Source organism: Anaerobacillus sp. 63XJN7_4_ISO-PGPR-S23-413 (assembly GCF_056173725.1).
The window spans coordinates 3,277,515-3,292,061 of the sequence record NZ_CM149688.1; the positions used below are offsets into that span (position 1 = coordinate 3,277,515).

Annotated in this window: 16 protein-coding genes; 10 read left to right on the plus strand and 6 right to left on the minus strand. The window is 41.1% G+C overall.

Translation table 11 applies throughout. From position 1 onward, the window contains the following. Positions 1-243: 243 nt before the first annotated feature. Complete coding sequence (locus AC0VYO_RS17145; RefSeq protein ID WP_098444795.1) at positions 244-552, minus strand: YggT family protein; 309 nt, start codon at positions 550-552, stop codon at positions 244-246. Positions 553-674: 122 nt separating this feature from the next. Between AC0VYO_RS17145 and AC0VYO_RS17150 the strand changes: the two genes are divergently transcribed. Beyond that, positions 675-1,667, plus strand: a complete 993-nt coding sequence (locus tag AC0VYO_RS17150; protein WP_475367873.1) for a potassium channel family protein — start codon at positions 675-677, stop codon at positions 1,665-1,667. On the opposite strand, the gene AC0VYO_RS17155 is transcribed toward AC0VYO_RS17150, so the two are convergent. The 3 genes from AC0VYO_RS17155 to AC0VYO_RS17165 all read right to left on the minus strand — a co-directional run bounded on the left by AC0VYO_RS17155 (position 1,658) and on the right by AC0VYO_RS17165 (position 5,163). Next, on the minus strand, positions 1,658-2,068 hold the full coding sequence (locus tag AC0VYO_RS17155) for a YugN-like family protein (RefSeq protein WP_475367874.1): 411 nt from the start codon (positions 2,066-2,068) through the stop codon (positions 1,658-1,660). The two genes, AC0VYO_RS17150 and AC0VYO_RS17155, sit on opposite strands and share 10 nt — an antisense overlap. A 183-nt stretch (positions 2,069-2,251) precedes the next feature. Next, positions 2,252-3,613, minus strand: a complete 1,362-nt coding sequence (locus AC0VYO_RS17160) for a glucose-6-phosphate isomerase (RefSeq protein ID WP_283153759.1) — start codon at positions 3,611-3,613, stop codon at positions 2,252-2,254. 386 nt (positions 3,614-3,999) lie between these two features. Next, on the minus strand, positions 4,000-5,163 hold the full coding sequence (locus AC0VYO_RS17165; RefSeq protein ID WP_404683130.1) for an iron-containing alcohol dehydrogenase: 1,164 nt from the start codon (positions 5,161-5,163) through the stop codon (positions 4,000-4,002). A gap of 309 nt (positions 5,164-5,472) precedes the next feature. Here AC0VYO_RS17165 and AC0VYO_RS17170 point away from each other — a divergent pair, with 309 nt between their 5' ends. Continuing rightward, on the plus strand, positions 5,473-5,703 hold the full coding sequence (locus tag AC0VYO_RS17170; RefSeq protein WP_194219039.1) for a DUF378 domain-containing protein: 231 nt from the start codon (positions 5,473-5,475) through the stop codon (positions 5,701-5,703). Positions 5,704-5,743: 40 nt separating this feature from the next. Here AC0VYO_RS17170 and yugI read toward each other — a convergent pair whose 3' ends face one another. Further along, positions 5,744-6,160 carry a S1 domain-containing post-transcriptional regulator GSP13 gene (yugI, locus tag AC0VYO_RS17175; protein WP_098444801.1) on the minus strand — a complete coding sequence of 139 codons (417 nt, stop codon included), beginning with the start codon at positions 6,158-6,160 and terminating at the stop codon, positions 5,744-5,746. A gap of 312 nt (positions 6,161-6,472) precedes the next feature. Here yugI and AC0VYO_RS17180 point away from each other — a divergent pair, with 312 nt between their 5' ends. Together AC0VYO_RS17180 and AC0VYO_RS17185 are read left to right on the plus strand one after the other, a co-directional pair. Next, positions 6,473-7,813 carry a sodium-dependent transporter gene (locus tag AC0VYO_RS17180; RefSeq protein WP_475367875.1) on the plus strand — a complete coding sequence of 447 codons (1,341 nt, stop codon included), beginning with the start codon at positions 6,473-6,475 and terminating at the stop codon, positions 7,811-7,813. 202 nt (positions 7,814-8,015) lie between these two features. Further along, positions 8,016-8,843: an alpha/beta fold hydrolase gene (locus tag AC0VYO_RS17185; RefSeq protein ID WP_475365715.1), complete on the plus strand. Its 828-nt coding sequence runs from the start codon at positions 8,016-8,018 to the stop codon at positions 8,841-8,843. Positions 8,844-8,867: 24 nt separating this feature from the next. Here the strand turns inward: AC0VYO_RS17185 and AC0VYO_RS17190 are convergent, their stop codons facing one another. Then, positions 8,868-9,224, minus strand: a complete 357-nt coding sequence (locus tag AC0VYO_RS17190; RefSeq protein ID WP_475367876.1) for a hypothetical protein — start codon at positions 9,222-9,224, stop codon at positions 8,868-8,870. Positions 9,225-9,611: 387 nt separating this feature from the next. Here AC0VYO_RS17190 and AC0VYO_RS17195 point away from each other — a divergent pair, with 387 nt between their 5' ends. The 6 genes from AC0VYO_RS17195 to modB all read left to right on the plus strand — a co-directional run bounded on the left by AC0VYO_RS17195 (position 9,612) and on the right by modB (position 14,546). Then, positions 9,612-10,331: a LiaF domain-containing protein gene (locus AC0VYO_RS17195; RefSeq protein ID WP_475367877.1), complete on the plus strand. Its 720-nt coding sequence runs from the start codon at positions 9,612-9,614 to the stop codon at positions 10,329-10,331. Positions 10,332-10,348: 17 nt separating this feature from the next. Then, positions 10,349-11,395, plus strand: a complete 1,047-nt coding sequence (locus AC0VYO_RS17200) for a HAMP domain-containing sensor histidine kinase (protein WP_475367878.1) — start codon at positions 10,349-10,351, stop codon at positions 11,393-11,395. After that, the gene (locus tag AC0VYO_RS17205) at positions 11,382-12,020 is read left to right on the plus strand and encodes a response regulator (protein WP_430241730.1); all 639 of its coding nucleotides are present in this window, start codon (positions 11,382-11,384) and stop codon (positions 12,018-12,020) included. The genes AC0VYO_RS17200 and AC0VYO_RS17205 overlap by 14 nt, the downstream gene beginning before the upstream one ends. Positions 12,021-12,114: 94 nt before the next feature. Beyond that, on the plus strand, positions 12,115-12,996 hold the full coding sequence (locus AC0VYO_RS17210) for a vanadium-dependent haloperoxidase (RefSeq protein WP_475365718.1): 882 nt from the start codon (positions 12,115-12,117) through the stop codon (positions 12,994-12,996). 139 nt (positions 12,997-13,135) lie between these two features. Continuing rightward, positions 13,136-13,894, plus strand: coding sequence for a molybdate ABC transporter substrate-binding protein (modA, locus tag AC0VYO_RS17215; RefSeq protein ID WP_475367879.1), 759 nt, complete (start codon positions 13,136-13,138; stop codon positions 13,892-13,894). After that, positions 13,887-14,546 carry a molybdate ABC transporter permease subunit gene (gene modB, locus AC0VYO_RS17220; RefSeq protein ID WP_475367880.1) on the plus strand — a complete coding sequence of 220 codons (660 nt, stop codon included), beginning with the start codon at positions 13,887-13,889 and terminating at the stop codon, positions 14,544-14,546. The genes modA and modB overlap by 8 nt, the downstream gene beginning before the upstream one ends. Position 14,547 lies beyond the last annotated feature (1 nt).

Consider the following 14,547-nt stretch of genomic DNA (forward strand, 5'->3'; position numbering starts at 1 on the left):
ATAAGAGCCTCCTCGACTTTGAAGTTAAATCTATTGTATTTCGTCTGAGGAAGACTTTCATTGACTTAAATCAAGAATATACTATTTTTTAAAATTTGGGCAGGTAAATAGCTTAGTAGTTCGATTCTATTTTACTTCAAAATAAAACCCTCTTACGGTTGCAAGAGGGTTTCTTCTTGTTCTATTACATAATAAAAGTCGTATAACCAATAAAAGAAACGCTGTCCCAGCGTTTCTCATCTCTTATCTTCTCTCCCGACTCGTTAATCCCATTGCCACAAACCGTACAATGAGTGATGCCACGATACTATACACAATCAGTGCAAACACTGCAGAGAATTCAACGACATATTGTCCAGCGAATTCCGTCGTTGGAAAGATGTTTCGAAATGGATATAATAATGGCGCTGAAAAGTCATAGATCCACTGCACGAATGGAGCTGTTGGATTTGCGCTGAATAGTTTCAGCAATATGCGAATTCCAAGAATCGCTTCGATAATGCCAAAAATCAGGCGTACGAGCGATACGAGGAATGATGATAGTGCTCTCATGTTTCTTCACCCTTTTTGTCCTGTCATATCCTTTCTTTACCCTGTTGCGATTGATCACACACGTGTCGTTTTTTTCCAGTGATTGATGGGCATAATGGATGTGGAGAAAGGAGCGTTTTACTTTGAGATTACGTGACTTAGTTTATTATATATCCCGCTATCCGCCTGTATTACAACTAGGTGCACTGATTGTGCTGATTCTTATAACGATGGGCTTTATCATGCATCTGGTGGAGCCGGAAATGTTTCCGACCGTTTTCGATGGGGTGTGGTTTGCGATCGTGACGGCTTCCACGATTGGGTACGGTGATACATCACCTGAGACGGTGAGAGGGAAAGCTTTTGCGATGGTGTTTATCATGTTTGGCGCTGGCTTTATGACGTTTTATATGGCGAAGCTTGCTTCTTCCTTTGTGATGACGCAGGGGGCGCTTGGCCGTGGAGAGCGAAGTTACGAGCGAGCCAATCATGTAGTTGTGGTTGGTTGGAATTCGCGCAGCAGACATACGATCAAAGCACTGTTATCCAATCAGCCTGAACGATCCATCGTGCTCATTGATCATTCGCTTACGGAAAACCCACTTCAAAAAGAAGGTATTCATTTCATTCGTGGAAACCCTGGTGAGGACAGCACATTACGAAAGGCGAAGATTAGCGATGCGCATACCGTTCTTATCACAGCGGATCAGTATAAAAGTGAAATTGAAGTGGATATGCAAACGATTCTTACCCTTTTAACTGTAAAAGGGATCAACCCTTCGGTGTATACGATTGTGGAAATTCTTTCGCCTGAGCAAATTGTGAATGCTGAGCGAGCTGGTGCGAATGAGGTAATCGAAAGTGCCCACCTACTCAGTACAGTTATGACGAATAGCGTCTTTTCTCATGGGATTTCGACCACTTTACTTGAAATGCTAACGCATTTAAAGCCTAATCAGCTTGATTTCATGAGTGCTGAGTCGTTTAGTGAAGAGTCCTTTTGTGATGTAGCACAGCAACTAAATGAAAAAGATATCCTGATAATCGGTGTAAAAAGAGGGAGTGAGCTCGTCATGAACCCCTCCCCTTCATTTCTTATTGCATCTGATGATCTCTTACTTGTGATTCACACATAAGATGAGAGCGCGGCGTCTAGTTCTTTCACGTATCGCTCTCCGTATTTCAGCCATTCTTCATCAATTTCAGCATCTTTATTTGTGGGCTCTTGGAACTGATTAAACGACGCTGAGATATTCCCGATATTGCCTTCAGGATCAACACCTGCCTGATACATATGAGAGAGCATGAAAGGCTGTCCAATTTCAACAATTGCCCCATCCGCATCAAGCTCTTTTTTCACAGCTTTGATTGGTACTCTTAGAAAAAGATATCCGTCTTCATCATCGATTTTATAGTCGAAATAGCCGTGATCGTATTCCCAGCCGCCTCCATAGCTATAGCCTAATTGGCGGAGCTTGTCTTCCATAATACTAAGTTCGATCGTTTTCCCTTCAAGCACGGAATTCATTGTAATCATGTGCGCTTCCTCCCTGTTTACGTAGTCTACGCTTATCGTGTCCAATGAGGGAGATTTCATGAATAAAAAAGCGCAAGCGCTCGATTAGTTCCGACAAGTGCTGGAGCTAGACTTCACTGAATTTTATTCTTACTTATCTTTGAATAAAAAAAGAGAGCGCCGAGGCACTCTCTCTTGTTCGTTCTATTCGTTTGTCTTAAGGCGATCCTCAAGCTCAGCTTTTTCTTTTTCGAATCCTGGTTTACCAAGAAGCGCAAACATGTTTGTTTTGTATGCTTCTACTCCTGGCTGATCGAATGGATTCACGCCAAGTAGGTAACCGGAAACGGCACATGCTTTTTCAAAGAAATAAGCAAGGTAACCGAAGTGGTAAGGCGTCATTTCAGGGATGTTCACGATCAAGTTCGGAACGTCACCATCTGTATGAGCAAGCATTGTACCTTCGAATGCTTTCTGGTTAACAAAGTCCATTGTTTCACCAGCAAGGTAGTTCAGCTTGTCTAGGTTCTTGTCATCTTCTTCGATTGTGATCTCATGACGCGCTTTCCCAACGTTCAATACTGTTTCAAACAGGCTACGACGGCCGTCTTGAACGTATTGTCCCATAGAGTGAAGATCTGTTGAGAAATCAACGGATGCTGGATAAAGACCTTTGTTGTCTTTACCTTCACTTTCTCCAAAGAGCTGTTTCCACCACTCAGAGAAATAGTGTAGAGATGGCTCATAGTTCACTAGAAGCTCGATGTTCTTGCCTTTGTTGTAAAGGGCGTTACGAACCGCTGCATACTGATAAGCCTGGTTAGATTCAATGTCAGATGTGTTCAAGTCATCTTGTGCATCTTGAGCACCTTTCATCATCTCTTCAATGGATATTCCGCTTGCTGCGATTGGAAGAAGTCCAACAGCTGTAAGAACAGAATAACGTCCACCAACATCATCAGGAATCACGAAGCTTTCGTATCCTTCTTCGTCAGCTAGTGTCTTAAGAGCACCTTTTGACTTGTCAGTAGTCGCATAGATGCGACGACGAGCTTCTTCTACGCCGTATTTTTCTTCAAGGAATTTACGGAAAATACGGAACGCAATTGCAGGCTCTGTCGTTGTACCAGATTTTGAAATGACGTTCACGGAAACGTCTTTGCCTTCAAGTACGCTGAAGAGGTCCTGTACATAAGTTGAGCTAATGTTGTTACCTACGAAGAAAACTTGTGGTGTTTTGCGCTCTTCTTTTGTTAGAACGTTATAGAAAGAATGGTTCAGCATTTCGATTGCTGCACGAGCACCTAAATAAGAACCACCGATACCAACAACAAGAAGCACGTCAGAATCTGATTTGATTTTCTCAGCAGATTTCTGAATGCGTGAGAATTCTTCTTTATCATAATCATGTGGAAGCGTTAGCCAGCCAAGAAAATCGTTGCCAGCCCCTGTTCCATTATGTAGCGCATCGTGTGCAGCCTTCACTGCATCCGCCATGTATGTTACTTCATGTTCGCCAACAAACGACAATGCTTTTGAATAATCAAAACTTACTTTTGAAGTCATAATTAGCCTCCAATTATCATTTTTTGTTCTTCACTCACGTTTTACTTTAGCCCAAGACCCATTCGAAATCAAGAACACCGACCCATGTAAGCGATTACCTAAGAAGATTTCTTTTTAAAGTTACTTGAGCTCTTTAGAACTTGAACTATATTTCTCTTGGAGCAACAATGTGAGATGCTCGATTTTTAGCTCATTCGATTGAAACCAGAGTTGCAATCGCCTTTAAGCGGAGCTTAAAGGTCGCAATGTGTGAGGGAGGCGGTGGACAAATTCATTTGTACTAACCGCCTCCCTCACACATTGCGAAAATGAGCTAAAAATCATCCCCAGCTAAACAACACAACAAAAAGAACCGCTCCAAAACGGAACGGTCCTATCATTTCACCTTATAGAGAAGCCTTCAAAATCGCCATCACGTCGTCGCGCTCAAGGGATTTGAAATTACCAAACGCCCCATTAGCCATCGCACGGTCAGCGATAAGATCAAGCTGGCTATCGTCAATGTCGTAATCAGCAAGACGGTTTGGTGCACCAAGGCTGCTCCAGAACGCACTTAGCTTGTCGATACCTTCAAGCGCAACATCGCGATCTGATTTACCTTCTTCGCTTACGCCAAGAACTTTGACAGCAAGACGCTTGAACTTATCAACGTTCACGTCAAGGTTGTGTTTCATTAAGTTCGGGAAGAGAATTGCAAGGCCACCAGCGTGTGGAATATCATAAACAGCTGATACCGCGTGTTCAATGTTGTGAGAAGCCCAGTCGCCGCGAACACCCATCTGTAGAGATTGGTTGAGCGCTACTGTACCACTCAACATGATTGTTGCACGGTGGTCGTAGTTTTGCATATCTTCAAGAAGTTTTGGAGCTGTGTTCATCACTGTTTCAAGAACAGAGAACTGCATATTTTCTTGTAGCTCTGTATTTGATTCAGGGTGAAGGTACTGTTCAAGTACGTGAGACATCATGTCCACCATGCCGTAAACTGTATGGTTTTTTGGCACTGTGTACGTATTCTCAGGATCTAGAATAGAAAATTTCGGGTGTACAAGTGGATGTCCCCAACCGTATTTCTCTTGTGTATCCCAGTTTGTGATAACAGAACCTGGGTTCATTTCTGAACCAGTTGCTGCTAGCGTTAGAACTGTACCGAATGGAAGAGCTGCTTCAGGGAATGCTTTTTTCGTTACGAAGTCCCAAGCGTCTCCATCATATTTAGCACCTGCAGAAATAGCTTTTGTGCAGTCAATAACACTACCGCCACCTACTGCTAGGATGAAATCAATGTTGTTTTCTTTACAAATATCGACACCTTTATGAACAGTTGTTAGGCGTGGGTTTGGTTCAACGCCGCTAAGTTCAAATACTTCAGCACCGATTTCGTTTAATGTGTTCATTACGCTATCGTAAACACCATTTTTCTTGATGCTTCCTCCGCCATAAACAACGAGGACTCTTTTTCCGTATTGTGGCACTTCAGTTTTGAGCGCTTCTAGCTGCCCTTTACCGAAGATCAATTTTGTTGGATTTTGGAAAGTAAAATTATTCAATGTTATGTCCTCCTTTAATTCAAATCACGTTTAACTTCGCTTTTAGGCGCAATAAAAACTCACCCTTTATCTTTAGTAATGCAAGAAATTTAGGTGAGAGTAAATGACCACCAAAAGGATTGATTCGTGCAACTAACCATCAGAAATAAATAGCTTTGATGGAAGTTCCATTTTATTATGCCTCAATCAATTATTAAAATAAAGCAATCTGCTTATAGGAATTAAGTGGAGCCGCTATGTATAATTTGGTGAAGTTTTAATCATCTTATAGAAGAATCATTATGTTTCCTAATAAAAGGAGGTATTCTTATGAGCACATTACAACGATTTGCTCTTGCGTTAGTGATCATCGGAGCGGTCAACTGGGGCCTCATTGGATTTTTCCAATTTGACCTTGTCGCGGCAATTTTCGGTGGACAAAATGCTGCACTTGCTCGAATTGTCTATGGCCTAGTTGGGCTAAGTGGGCTATATTGCCTAACATTACTTTTCAAACCTACAGAAGAGCTTTCACATGATCCCGATCGCGCAACAACATAAAAAAAAGAAGGCAGCCGCGGCTGCCTTCTTTCGTCATTACTTACTTCTTCAGACGCTTGTTCAATTGAGCTTGACGGTCGTTAGATTCTTTCAACCAGTCTTTAAGCTTATCTTCAAGCGTGTTGAAGCCTTGTGGAGAAGAAGTTTGTTGTGGTTTCTTGTTTCCGCCGCTCGGTGCTGCCGGGCGAGGCTTTCTTTCCGGACGCTCAGGTTTAGGCTGAGTAGCACGGATTGAAAGAGAGATTTTACCGGAACCTTCTTCAATGTTAAGGATTTTAACCTTAACTTCGTCTCCTACAGTAAGTTGATCTTCGATATTTTTTACGTACCCGTGAGAGATTTCAGAAATGTGAACTAGTCCTTGCTTTTGGTCGTCAATTGCAACGAAAGCACCAAAAGGCTTAATACCAGTTACCTTCCCTTCAACGATATCACCGACGTTATATTGCTCTGCCATGAAAACACTCCTAACAAATTTTTTCAACTTTACTAGTATAACATAGATTTCTAATCTAGACAAAACATCATACTAGCCTTTTCTAAGAATCATACCTTTCTATTGAAGGAATAGCAAGACAAGAATGTATTATAAAGCATTTACTTTCAAATTAAAATAAACAGAGGGAATGGCTGGTACTTCAGTAATATCAAGGTTTATAGCGTGTGGTAAATAAATACATGAATATTTGATATTGACTGAATTCTTTCCGCTCGCTATAGTGATAAAATGCCATTCAATTGGACTTACTATATTGTATGAGGTGACAAGATGAAATCAAATGATCAATGGTCGTCAAGATTCGGATTTATTTTGGCTTCAGCTGGATCAGCTATCGGGCTTGGTGCACTGTGGAAATTTCCATATATGGCGGGTACAAATGGTGGAGCAGCATTTTTCCTTATTTTTCTTCTTTTCACTGTTTTAGTCGGTGCGCCAATGCTTCTTGCGGAATTTGTTGTTGGGAGACACTCACAGCAAAATGCCGTTTCTTCTTATGAATCAATTTCCGGGAAAGCAAGCTGGAAATGGCTTGGTTATCTAGGCGTTATCGCCTCCTTCATTATTCTTTCCTTCTATAGTGTCATTGGAGGATGGGTGATTACGTACTTAACAAGAAGCTTCTCGGGGTCACTTACAGGACTTCAAAATAGCCGTTACGAAGAGTTGTTTGGGGAAGTCATTGGAAGTCCTTCAACCGCTCTTCTCACACAGGCTCTTTTCCTAGCGATAACAGTAGCCATTGTGCAATTCGGTATTCAAAAAGGGATCGAAACAGCAAGCCGTTATATGATGCCAGCTCTCTTTATTCTTTTTCTTGTGCTTGTTGCGCGTTCGCTTTCTCTTGATGGCGCAATGGAAGGGGTCTCCTTCTTTTTAAAGCCTGATTTCTCTATGTTATCAGCAGAAGGTGTTCTTGATGCCCTTGGCCAATCGTTCTTTGCGCTCAGCGTCGGGATCTCCTTAATGGTTACGTACAGCTCTTACCTTGATAGAAAAGCTGATTTAACTGGATCTGTAGTATCAGTCGTTAGCCTGAACGTGTTAATCTCATTTCTAGCTGGACTTGCCATCTTCCCTGCTGTTTTTGCATTTGGATTTGAACCGACAGAAGGACCTGGACTTATTTTCACTGTTCTTCCTGCTGTTTTTAATCAAATGGCATTTGGCGGTTTGTTTTTCACAGTTTTTCTAGCGCTTTTGCTATTTGCAACGTTAACATCAGCTTTTTCCTTGATGGAAATCATTGTTTCTACAGTAACGCGCGGTAAAGGAAATCGTAAGAAAGTTTCCTGGATCGCAGGATTCTGCGTATTCTTACTAGGGATCCCTTCCGCTTTGTCATTTGGTGTCCTTGGAGACATATCCATATTTGGCAGAACAATTTTTGATACGATGGACTTTCTGGCAAGTAACTTATTAATGCCTATCGGTGCCCTTCTTATCTCTATTTTCGTTTCTCGGAAGATGAAGAAAGAAATATTAGCGGACGAAGTGATGATGTCTTCTAAAATAGGGCGGGTCATTTTCCCACTCTGGTATGGTTTAATTCGTTACTTTGTCCCAGCTGCCATCACAATTGTCCTCGTTACATCTTTACTTTCATATTAATTTCATTTATATGTATATTCTTTTTCTAAAGTGGGAATAACAGGAGTAGTAAGCTATCTATATTCCCCCTTTTGAAGACGAGGCCAACGCCTCGTCTCTTTTTTTGTCTTCTCATTCGGCCCTTCAACTTTATAAGAGTAGGATAAAGTATGACTAAGTAAGCCAAACTTTAAATAGCGAATGGAGGAGAGGTGATGAAACCATGTCTATCCCAAGTAAGGAACGGATACAAATCGACAACGTGACGTTGGCATATGAGTATTACAAACATACTAACCCTCATGTCCATACACTTGTCTTCATTCATGGCTTCCTTTCTTCTTCCTTTAGTTTTCGTAAGCTTCTTCCCCTTCTTAAAAAGAACTATCACTTATTGTGCTTTGATTTACCAGGCTTCGGCGAGAGCGAAAAGAACTGTGATATCCATTATTCGCTTCATGAGTATGCTGCTCTTACAAACCGACTTCTTGAACGGATGCAAATTTCAAAAGCTATCTTGATTGGACATTCAATGGGAGGACAAATTGCCCTTCGCGCGTGTATTCAACACCCAGAACGGATTGAAAAGCTCATTCTCCTATGTAGCTCAAGCTATATTAAATCTTCTTCATTAGGTATTCGATTATGCTCTTATCTCCCTTTTTTTCCGTTTTGTCTTAGCTTCTCAATGAGTGCCATCAATTTAAGAAAGAATTTCGAACATCTCGTTTATGACCATAAGCTTCTCACGCAGGAAGTCATCGATGGCTACACATCGAGTTTTAATGAAAAAGGTTTCTTTCTTGCACTTTCTCGCCTCATACGAGATCGAGAAGAGGATTTATCTACGAGCACATTAAATAAAATTAATTTCCCTATCCTCTTAATTTGGGGAACCGACGACCGTCTTGTGCCTATACGCGTAGGTGAACGCATGAAAAAAGACCTGCCAGATGCAGATCTTCTTATCCTCTCTCATACCGGACACCTTATCCCAGAAGAAAGGCCTGTGGAAGTGTCACAAGCCATTCACCAATTCCTACAAACATAACAAAAACCGCACCTTGGAGAGCGGTTATTTGTTTGCGACTAATTGTGGTTCTTCTTTTAATAAAATACTTAAAAATCCTGATGTTACGAGAAAAGCTGCTGGGATAATATAAAAAACCGATAGAAAAATAATTCCTCCTGCTGCTGAAACGAGGAGACTAAACCCTCCTACAATAGGTCTTGTTTTCACAAAATAACAACCTAGTACAGCAAACGCTGGAAAAATAAAAGCAGTTAAAAACGAAATATCTTTGACTTGAATTAGAGGTATCACATTAAACCTTGAGAGCACTGCTGCGATAATGCCTAGAACACATCCAGCAACGGCCAGTTTAAACATGCGCTTTTGTTTCATTTTATTCCCTCTCTCATTTTGAACCATACTCTTCTTACATCTATTCGAGTTCGAAACGCTTCATCCTTCTCTTCTTTCATACTTTCCACTAAACGATTCCATTTTAACATGAAAATTCAGCCTTAAGACTGAGAAAAGTTCAATCGTAAGAAACTCCAATTCCCTCACATATTCCTATACACTCTAGATAGAGACGAATTGATAACAATTATTAATATTTCACTATTGTAACCGCGATCGTATTTGGAAACTAGTATCAAAACAAACCATTACACCACACTATTTCCCTAAAAGGAAATATATTCTTCCAGATTCAAGTTACTTCAAGTGACGATCCAGTGTTATTGCAGGAAACAAGCTATCAACTGTCAAATATGTTCATGTATAGGAGACAGAATGAATTGAGGAGATTAGATGAAACGTATACAAACTGGACGATTCCTCGCCGCGATTTTTTTCGTTGCTCTCGGAATCTTTCTTCTTCTTATAAATATCGGCATTATTTCCATGGAAATGACGGAGGCAATTGTCTTTTTTTATCCCTTCTTGTTGTTTCTGCTCGGTGGAAAGTACCTTTTTGATGCCCTCTTACCTTCAACGAGAAGGAAGAAATGGACAACCGGTGTGCTACTACTCACCTTTGGACTACTTCTGATCCTTGATCGTTTGGAGGTAATTGACTTTAGTTTCTGGAGTATTTGGAAACTATGGCCGCTTATATTCGTAATGATTGGTTTTAAGTTCCTGGGGAAATTTCGAAAAGGCCAGGGATTCAGTCTCGTGAAAGACCATTCCTATAATAAGCCAAATTGGCAGGTGCATACGATGAATGATTGGAGTTTTGTGTGCGATTATAACTTCGATTTTTCAACAACTCTTATCCCAGAGGAAGAAACCGTCATTACGCTATCAGGATTTGTTGGTGATATTAATATTATTTTCCCAGATGATATCCCATTTAAGATTGACGGCACAGCCCATGTACTTTCGGCTACAATTGATCAGCATAATCAGGACAACGTCGGAAAAGGTCACGGCTTAACTTACAAAACAGACGATTTCGATGACGCTCTCCAACGAATCGTATTCTATCTTGACTTCTCCGTACTTGATTTACGAGTTGATCGGATTTAGAGAAAGGTGCCATAGATGTGAATAAATCAACGCTCAGATGGAAATTACTCAAGTCGCTTCTTTATACTGCTTTATTTACCGGGGTTCTTTATTTCCTAGTTATCCAAATTGCACTGTTTTTCCAGCCTAATGCCGTATCTGTGCTATTCAGTTTACTATCACCGCTTTTAGTCATGCTTCTTGTGGTTCTGTTAGGAAGCTATTTCAGCTATAAAGATACACTCTCCATCAGAAATCGACTTGAAGATATCTCCACCCAAATCATCATTCTTTCGAGAGGCAAGTTCACTGAAAAAATGGAAATGACAGACAAAGATGAAATTGGTCGGATTAGTAATGAATTAAACGAACTGGCTGATAAGCTTCAGAAGCAAGTAACCTCTCTACAGAATTTAGTTAACCAAAAAGCGGATTTAGCTGAGAAAGCAAGAGGAGCAGCCATTATCGAGGAACGTCAACGACTTGCAAGAGACCTTCATGATGCTGTCAGTCAACAGCTTTTCGCGCTAAATATGATGTCTTCTGCTTCCATAAAGATGATGGATCGAGATATTGAAACCGCTAAATCACAAATGTTGGATGTCGCAGATCTCGCAAGTAAAGCACAAGTTGAAATGAGAGCACTTCTACTCCACCTCCGTCCGATTCACCTATCTGAAGATTCATTATGCGAAGGGGTGAGAAAGCTTGTCGATGAGTTAGAAAAAAAATCCGGGGTTACCTTTCACTTCACACTAAATGATCTTCCCGACCTTTCTAACGGAATTGAAGAGAATTTATTCCGAATCGTTCAAGAAAGCCTCGGGAATGCACTCCGGCATGCTGAAGCATCTGTAATTCGAATTACTGTTAAGCTTAAGAAAAACCAGTTTTTATTACATATAAAAGATAATGGAAAAGGGTTTGAAATGAATGAAAACAAAAAAGGAGCATACGGACTAGGTTCTATGCAAGAGCGATGCGATGAAATCGGCGGACAGTTCCGCATCTCTTCTCGCGCTGGTGAAGGAACCCTGGTTGAAGTACGTGTGCCGTTGGAGGGTTTGAACGATGCCAGAGATTAAGATGATGATTGTTGATGACCACGATATGGTCCGAAAAGGATTGAAAGCTTACCTTCTGACAGAACCAGATTTTCAAATCGTAGGCGAAGCTTCTAATGGTAAGGAAGCTGTCACTCTAGTGAATGAAATGGATCCTGATGTGATCTTAATGGATCTTATTATGCCAGAGATGACGGGCATTGAGGCAACAAAAGAAATCATGACCCTGAGGCCAAATGCAAAGATCATTATCATAACAAGTTTCTATGATGATGAGCAGGTGTTTCCTGCGATTGAAGCAGGTGCCTTTAGCTACCTTCTAAAAACAGCTTCTGCTGATGAAATTATCTCGACCATTCGTAAGGCTGTTCAGGATGAAAGCGTAATCGAACAGAAGGTCGCTCAAAAAATGATGAACCAATTACGCTCAAATCAAAAGAAGTCTTTGCATGATGATCTAACAAAACGCGAAAAAGAAGTTCTGCTATTAATAGGCGAAGGAAAAACAAATAATCAAATTGCCGAAGAACTATACATTGGATTAAAAACAGTGAAAACACATGTAAGTAATATTTTGGGGAAACTCGGTGTTAATGATCGAACTCAGGCTGCAGTTTATGCGATAAGAAACGGCATGGTTCGTTAACACGTAACCTTCTAGAATATGCCTTTTAGTTTAGCACCCCTCTTAACTGCCTCGCATTTACTATAGGGAGTAGTGATTGAAGGAGGAACTAGCTATGGCAGAGAATTATAAAAAATGGTCAGAGCTTCCGTATGCAGGTGAAAACGAGCCGCCTCATAATCCAGAAGAACCTTACGCTGGATCATGGCCGGATTATTATATCCGTAATAAACCACCAGGGCGTTTTACCACATTAAGCGGAAGACCCTTTCGACTGGACATCAAGCCACCAGCATCGATCGATTGGGACAGTGAGTTAAAAAAGGTCAAACATGCACAGAAAGACCTTAATCCGAAGCAAGCCACTTTAGCTGAATATTGGGGGACTGGTGTAGCCAGTAAACAATGGACTCCGATTATTGATAAGTTAATTGATACGTACAACGTAACAGCACCTCGAGCAGCAAGAATTCTTGCAGGCGTAGCAACCGGCATGAATGATGCTTTTACAACGGCCTGGTATTTAAAATACCGTTGGAATGTTGCAAGACCAAATCAACTGGATCACGATTTCAAATCCCTGCTCTGTACCCCAAGACATCCCACCTATCCATCAGGACATGCAACGGTAGGAGCAGCTACAGCAGAAATTCTTTCTTATTTCTTTCCTGCAGAGCAAGAACGATTAAGAGAACTCGCGAAAGAGTGCGCTGACTCACGACTCTATGCTGGAGTGCACTTCCCAGTTGATAATGAAGAAGGACTTCGCCTCGGAAAACAAATAGGTTCTATCGTCGCCGCTGAGTTAGAAAGTCAAGATAATGTTCGTGGGCAAACAATTGATGTGCCATACCGAGAAAGTCATCACGCTAAATTAGCACCTCCGCCATACAAGCAGGCAATTGAGTATCCATTCGATTCGAAATGTGATTCTTCAACTAAAAATCCTTTTGTGCGAAGTAATACAAAACAACCTAAACCAAAACTCTTTTTCTAACGATTCTATCCCACATTTGAATTGGATCACTTTGCGATAAATCATAAAGTGATTCAATTTTTCTATGTCTTCTTACCGTACAAATAGAGGAAGTTTCGTTATAATAGATGGAAGATTAGCAGATGAAAGGATCTTACATATGAAGCATTTACTACTTCTTATCCTTATGGTGTTCTCCATTGCAGGATGTCAATCAAGCAAAGAAGAAACAGCCAATATAACGGTTGCCGCGGCGGCTAGTTTAAGTGATGCGATGAAAGAGTTAAATTCTCTTTACGAACAAGAACACCCTGATACAGAAATCACTCTAAATCTTGCATCATCCGGTGTTCTAGCCAATCAGATCAAGCAAGGCGCACCTATAGATGTCTACTTCTCTGCATCAGAGTCTTATTTCGATGATATTAAAAAGGAAGACCTGCTTGAAATCGAAACAAATTTACTGCGAAATAAACTCGTTCTAATTAAAAGCCAATCTTCTAAATTGAGTAGCTTTGACCAATTAGATGAAAGTCATGAAGGTCGTTTTGCTATCGGAACGCCTGAAACGGTCCCAGCTGGAGCCTATGCAAAAGAAGCGCTGCAATACGCAAACAAGTGGGATAAGCTAGAAGATCAGCTAATCTTCAGTAAAGATGTGCGACAGGTTCTGACTTACGTTGAAACAGGTAATGCCGATGCAGGTATTGTTTATGAAACCGACTATCGCTCTTCTAGCAAAGTAATATTGGTAGAAGATGTACCTACCCAATCGTATTCACCGATCATTTATCCTGCTGGGATCGTCAAAGGAGCTAACGAAGAGGCCAGGGACTATTTCACATTCTTACAAAGCGATGAAGCATTAGCGATTTTTGAATCCTATGGTTTCCAAAGTGACGTGACCGCAAATGACTGAATTCCTTGATCCCATATTAATTTCAATTAAGATCTCTCTCGTCGCAAGTATCATCGTGACTCTCCTCGGTATTATCATTAGTCACCTAATGGCAGGAAAGAATTTTCGCGGAAAAAGTTTGATCGATACCGTTATTATGCTCCCGCTTGTGCTTCCTCCTTCGGTTGTTGGCTTTATTCTACTCGTCCTCTTTGGCGCATCAAGTCCAATTGGTCAGTGGATTGAGACAATCTTCGAGCACTCACTCGTTTTCACGTGGCAAGCAGGTGTTGTCGCGGCAAGTGTCGTTGCATTCCCGCTCATGTATCAATCAGCTAAAGTCGGTTTTGAATCAATAGATCGTGATATTGAGGATGCGGCACGGGTAGATGGAGCAGGAAAATGGACGGTTCTAAGAGTCATCTCAATTCCACTTGCTTCAAACGCTCTTATCTCTGGGATTATCTTAAGCTTTGCTCGTGCACTTGGGGAATTTGGAGCGACTTTAATGTTCGCCGGAAACCTACCTGGAAAAACACAGACCATGCCCACGGCTATTTATGTTGCCATTGACTCTGGTCAAATGACACTTGCTTGGTCCTGGGTAATCGTAACTATTACCATCTCAACGATCATGCTTTTTTTATCTTACCGAGTAGCGGTTAAAATATAAA

Coding starts and splice junctions, on each gene's coding strand:
- AC0VYO_RS17145 (WP_098444795.1), bottom strand. CDS start 552: ATGAGAGCACTATCATCATTCCTCGTATCGCTCGTACGCCTGATTTTT.
- AC0VYO_RS17155 (WP_475367874.1), bottom strand. CDS start 2,068: ATGATTACAATGAATTCCGTGCTTGAAGGGAAAACGATCGAACTTAGT.
- AC0VYO_RS17160 (WP_283153759.1), bottom strand. CDS start 3,613: ATGACTTCAAAAGTAAGTTTTGATTATTCAAAAGCATTGTCGTTTGTT.
- AC0VYO_RS17170 (WP_194219039.1), top strand. CDS start 5,473: ATGAGCACATTACAACGATTTGCTCTTGCGTTAGTGATCATCGGAGCG.
- yugI (WP_098444801.1), bottom strand. CDS start 6,160: ATGGCAGAGCAATATAACGTCGGTGATATCGTTGAAGGGAAGGTAACT.
- AC0VYO_RS17180 (WP_475367875.1), top strand. CDS start 6,473: ATGAAATCAAATGATCAATGGTCGTCAAGATTCGGATTTATTTTGGCT.
- AC0VYO_RS17185 (WP_475365715.1), top strand. CDS start 8,016: ATGTCTATCCCAAGTAAGGAACGGATACAAATCGACAACGTGACGTTG.
- AC0VYO_RS17190 (WP_475367876.1), bottom strand. CDS start 9,224: ATGGTTCAAAATGAGAGAGGGAATAAAATGAAACAAAAGCGCATGTTT.
- AC0VYO_RS17195 (WP_475367877.1), top strand. CDS start 9,612: ATGAAACGTATACAAACTGGACGATTCCTCGCCGCGATTTTTTTCGTT.
- AC0VYO_RS17205 (WP_430241730.1), top strand. CDS start 11,382: ATGCCAGAGATTAAGATGATGATTGTTGATGACCACGATATGGTCCGA.
- AC0VYO_RS17210 (WP_475365718.1), top strand. CDS start 12,115: ATGGCAGAGAATTATAAAAAATGGTCAGAGCTTCCGTATGCAGGTGAA.
- modA (WP_475367879.1), top strand. CDS start 13,136: ATGAAGCATTTACTACTTCTTATCCTTATGGTGTTCTCCATTGCAGGA.
- modB (WP_475367880.1), top strand. CDS start 13,887: ATGACTGAATTCCTTGATCCCATATTAATTTCAATTAAGATCTCTCTC.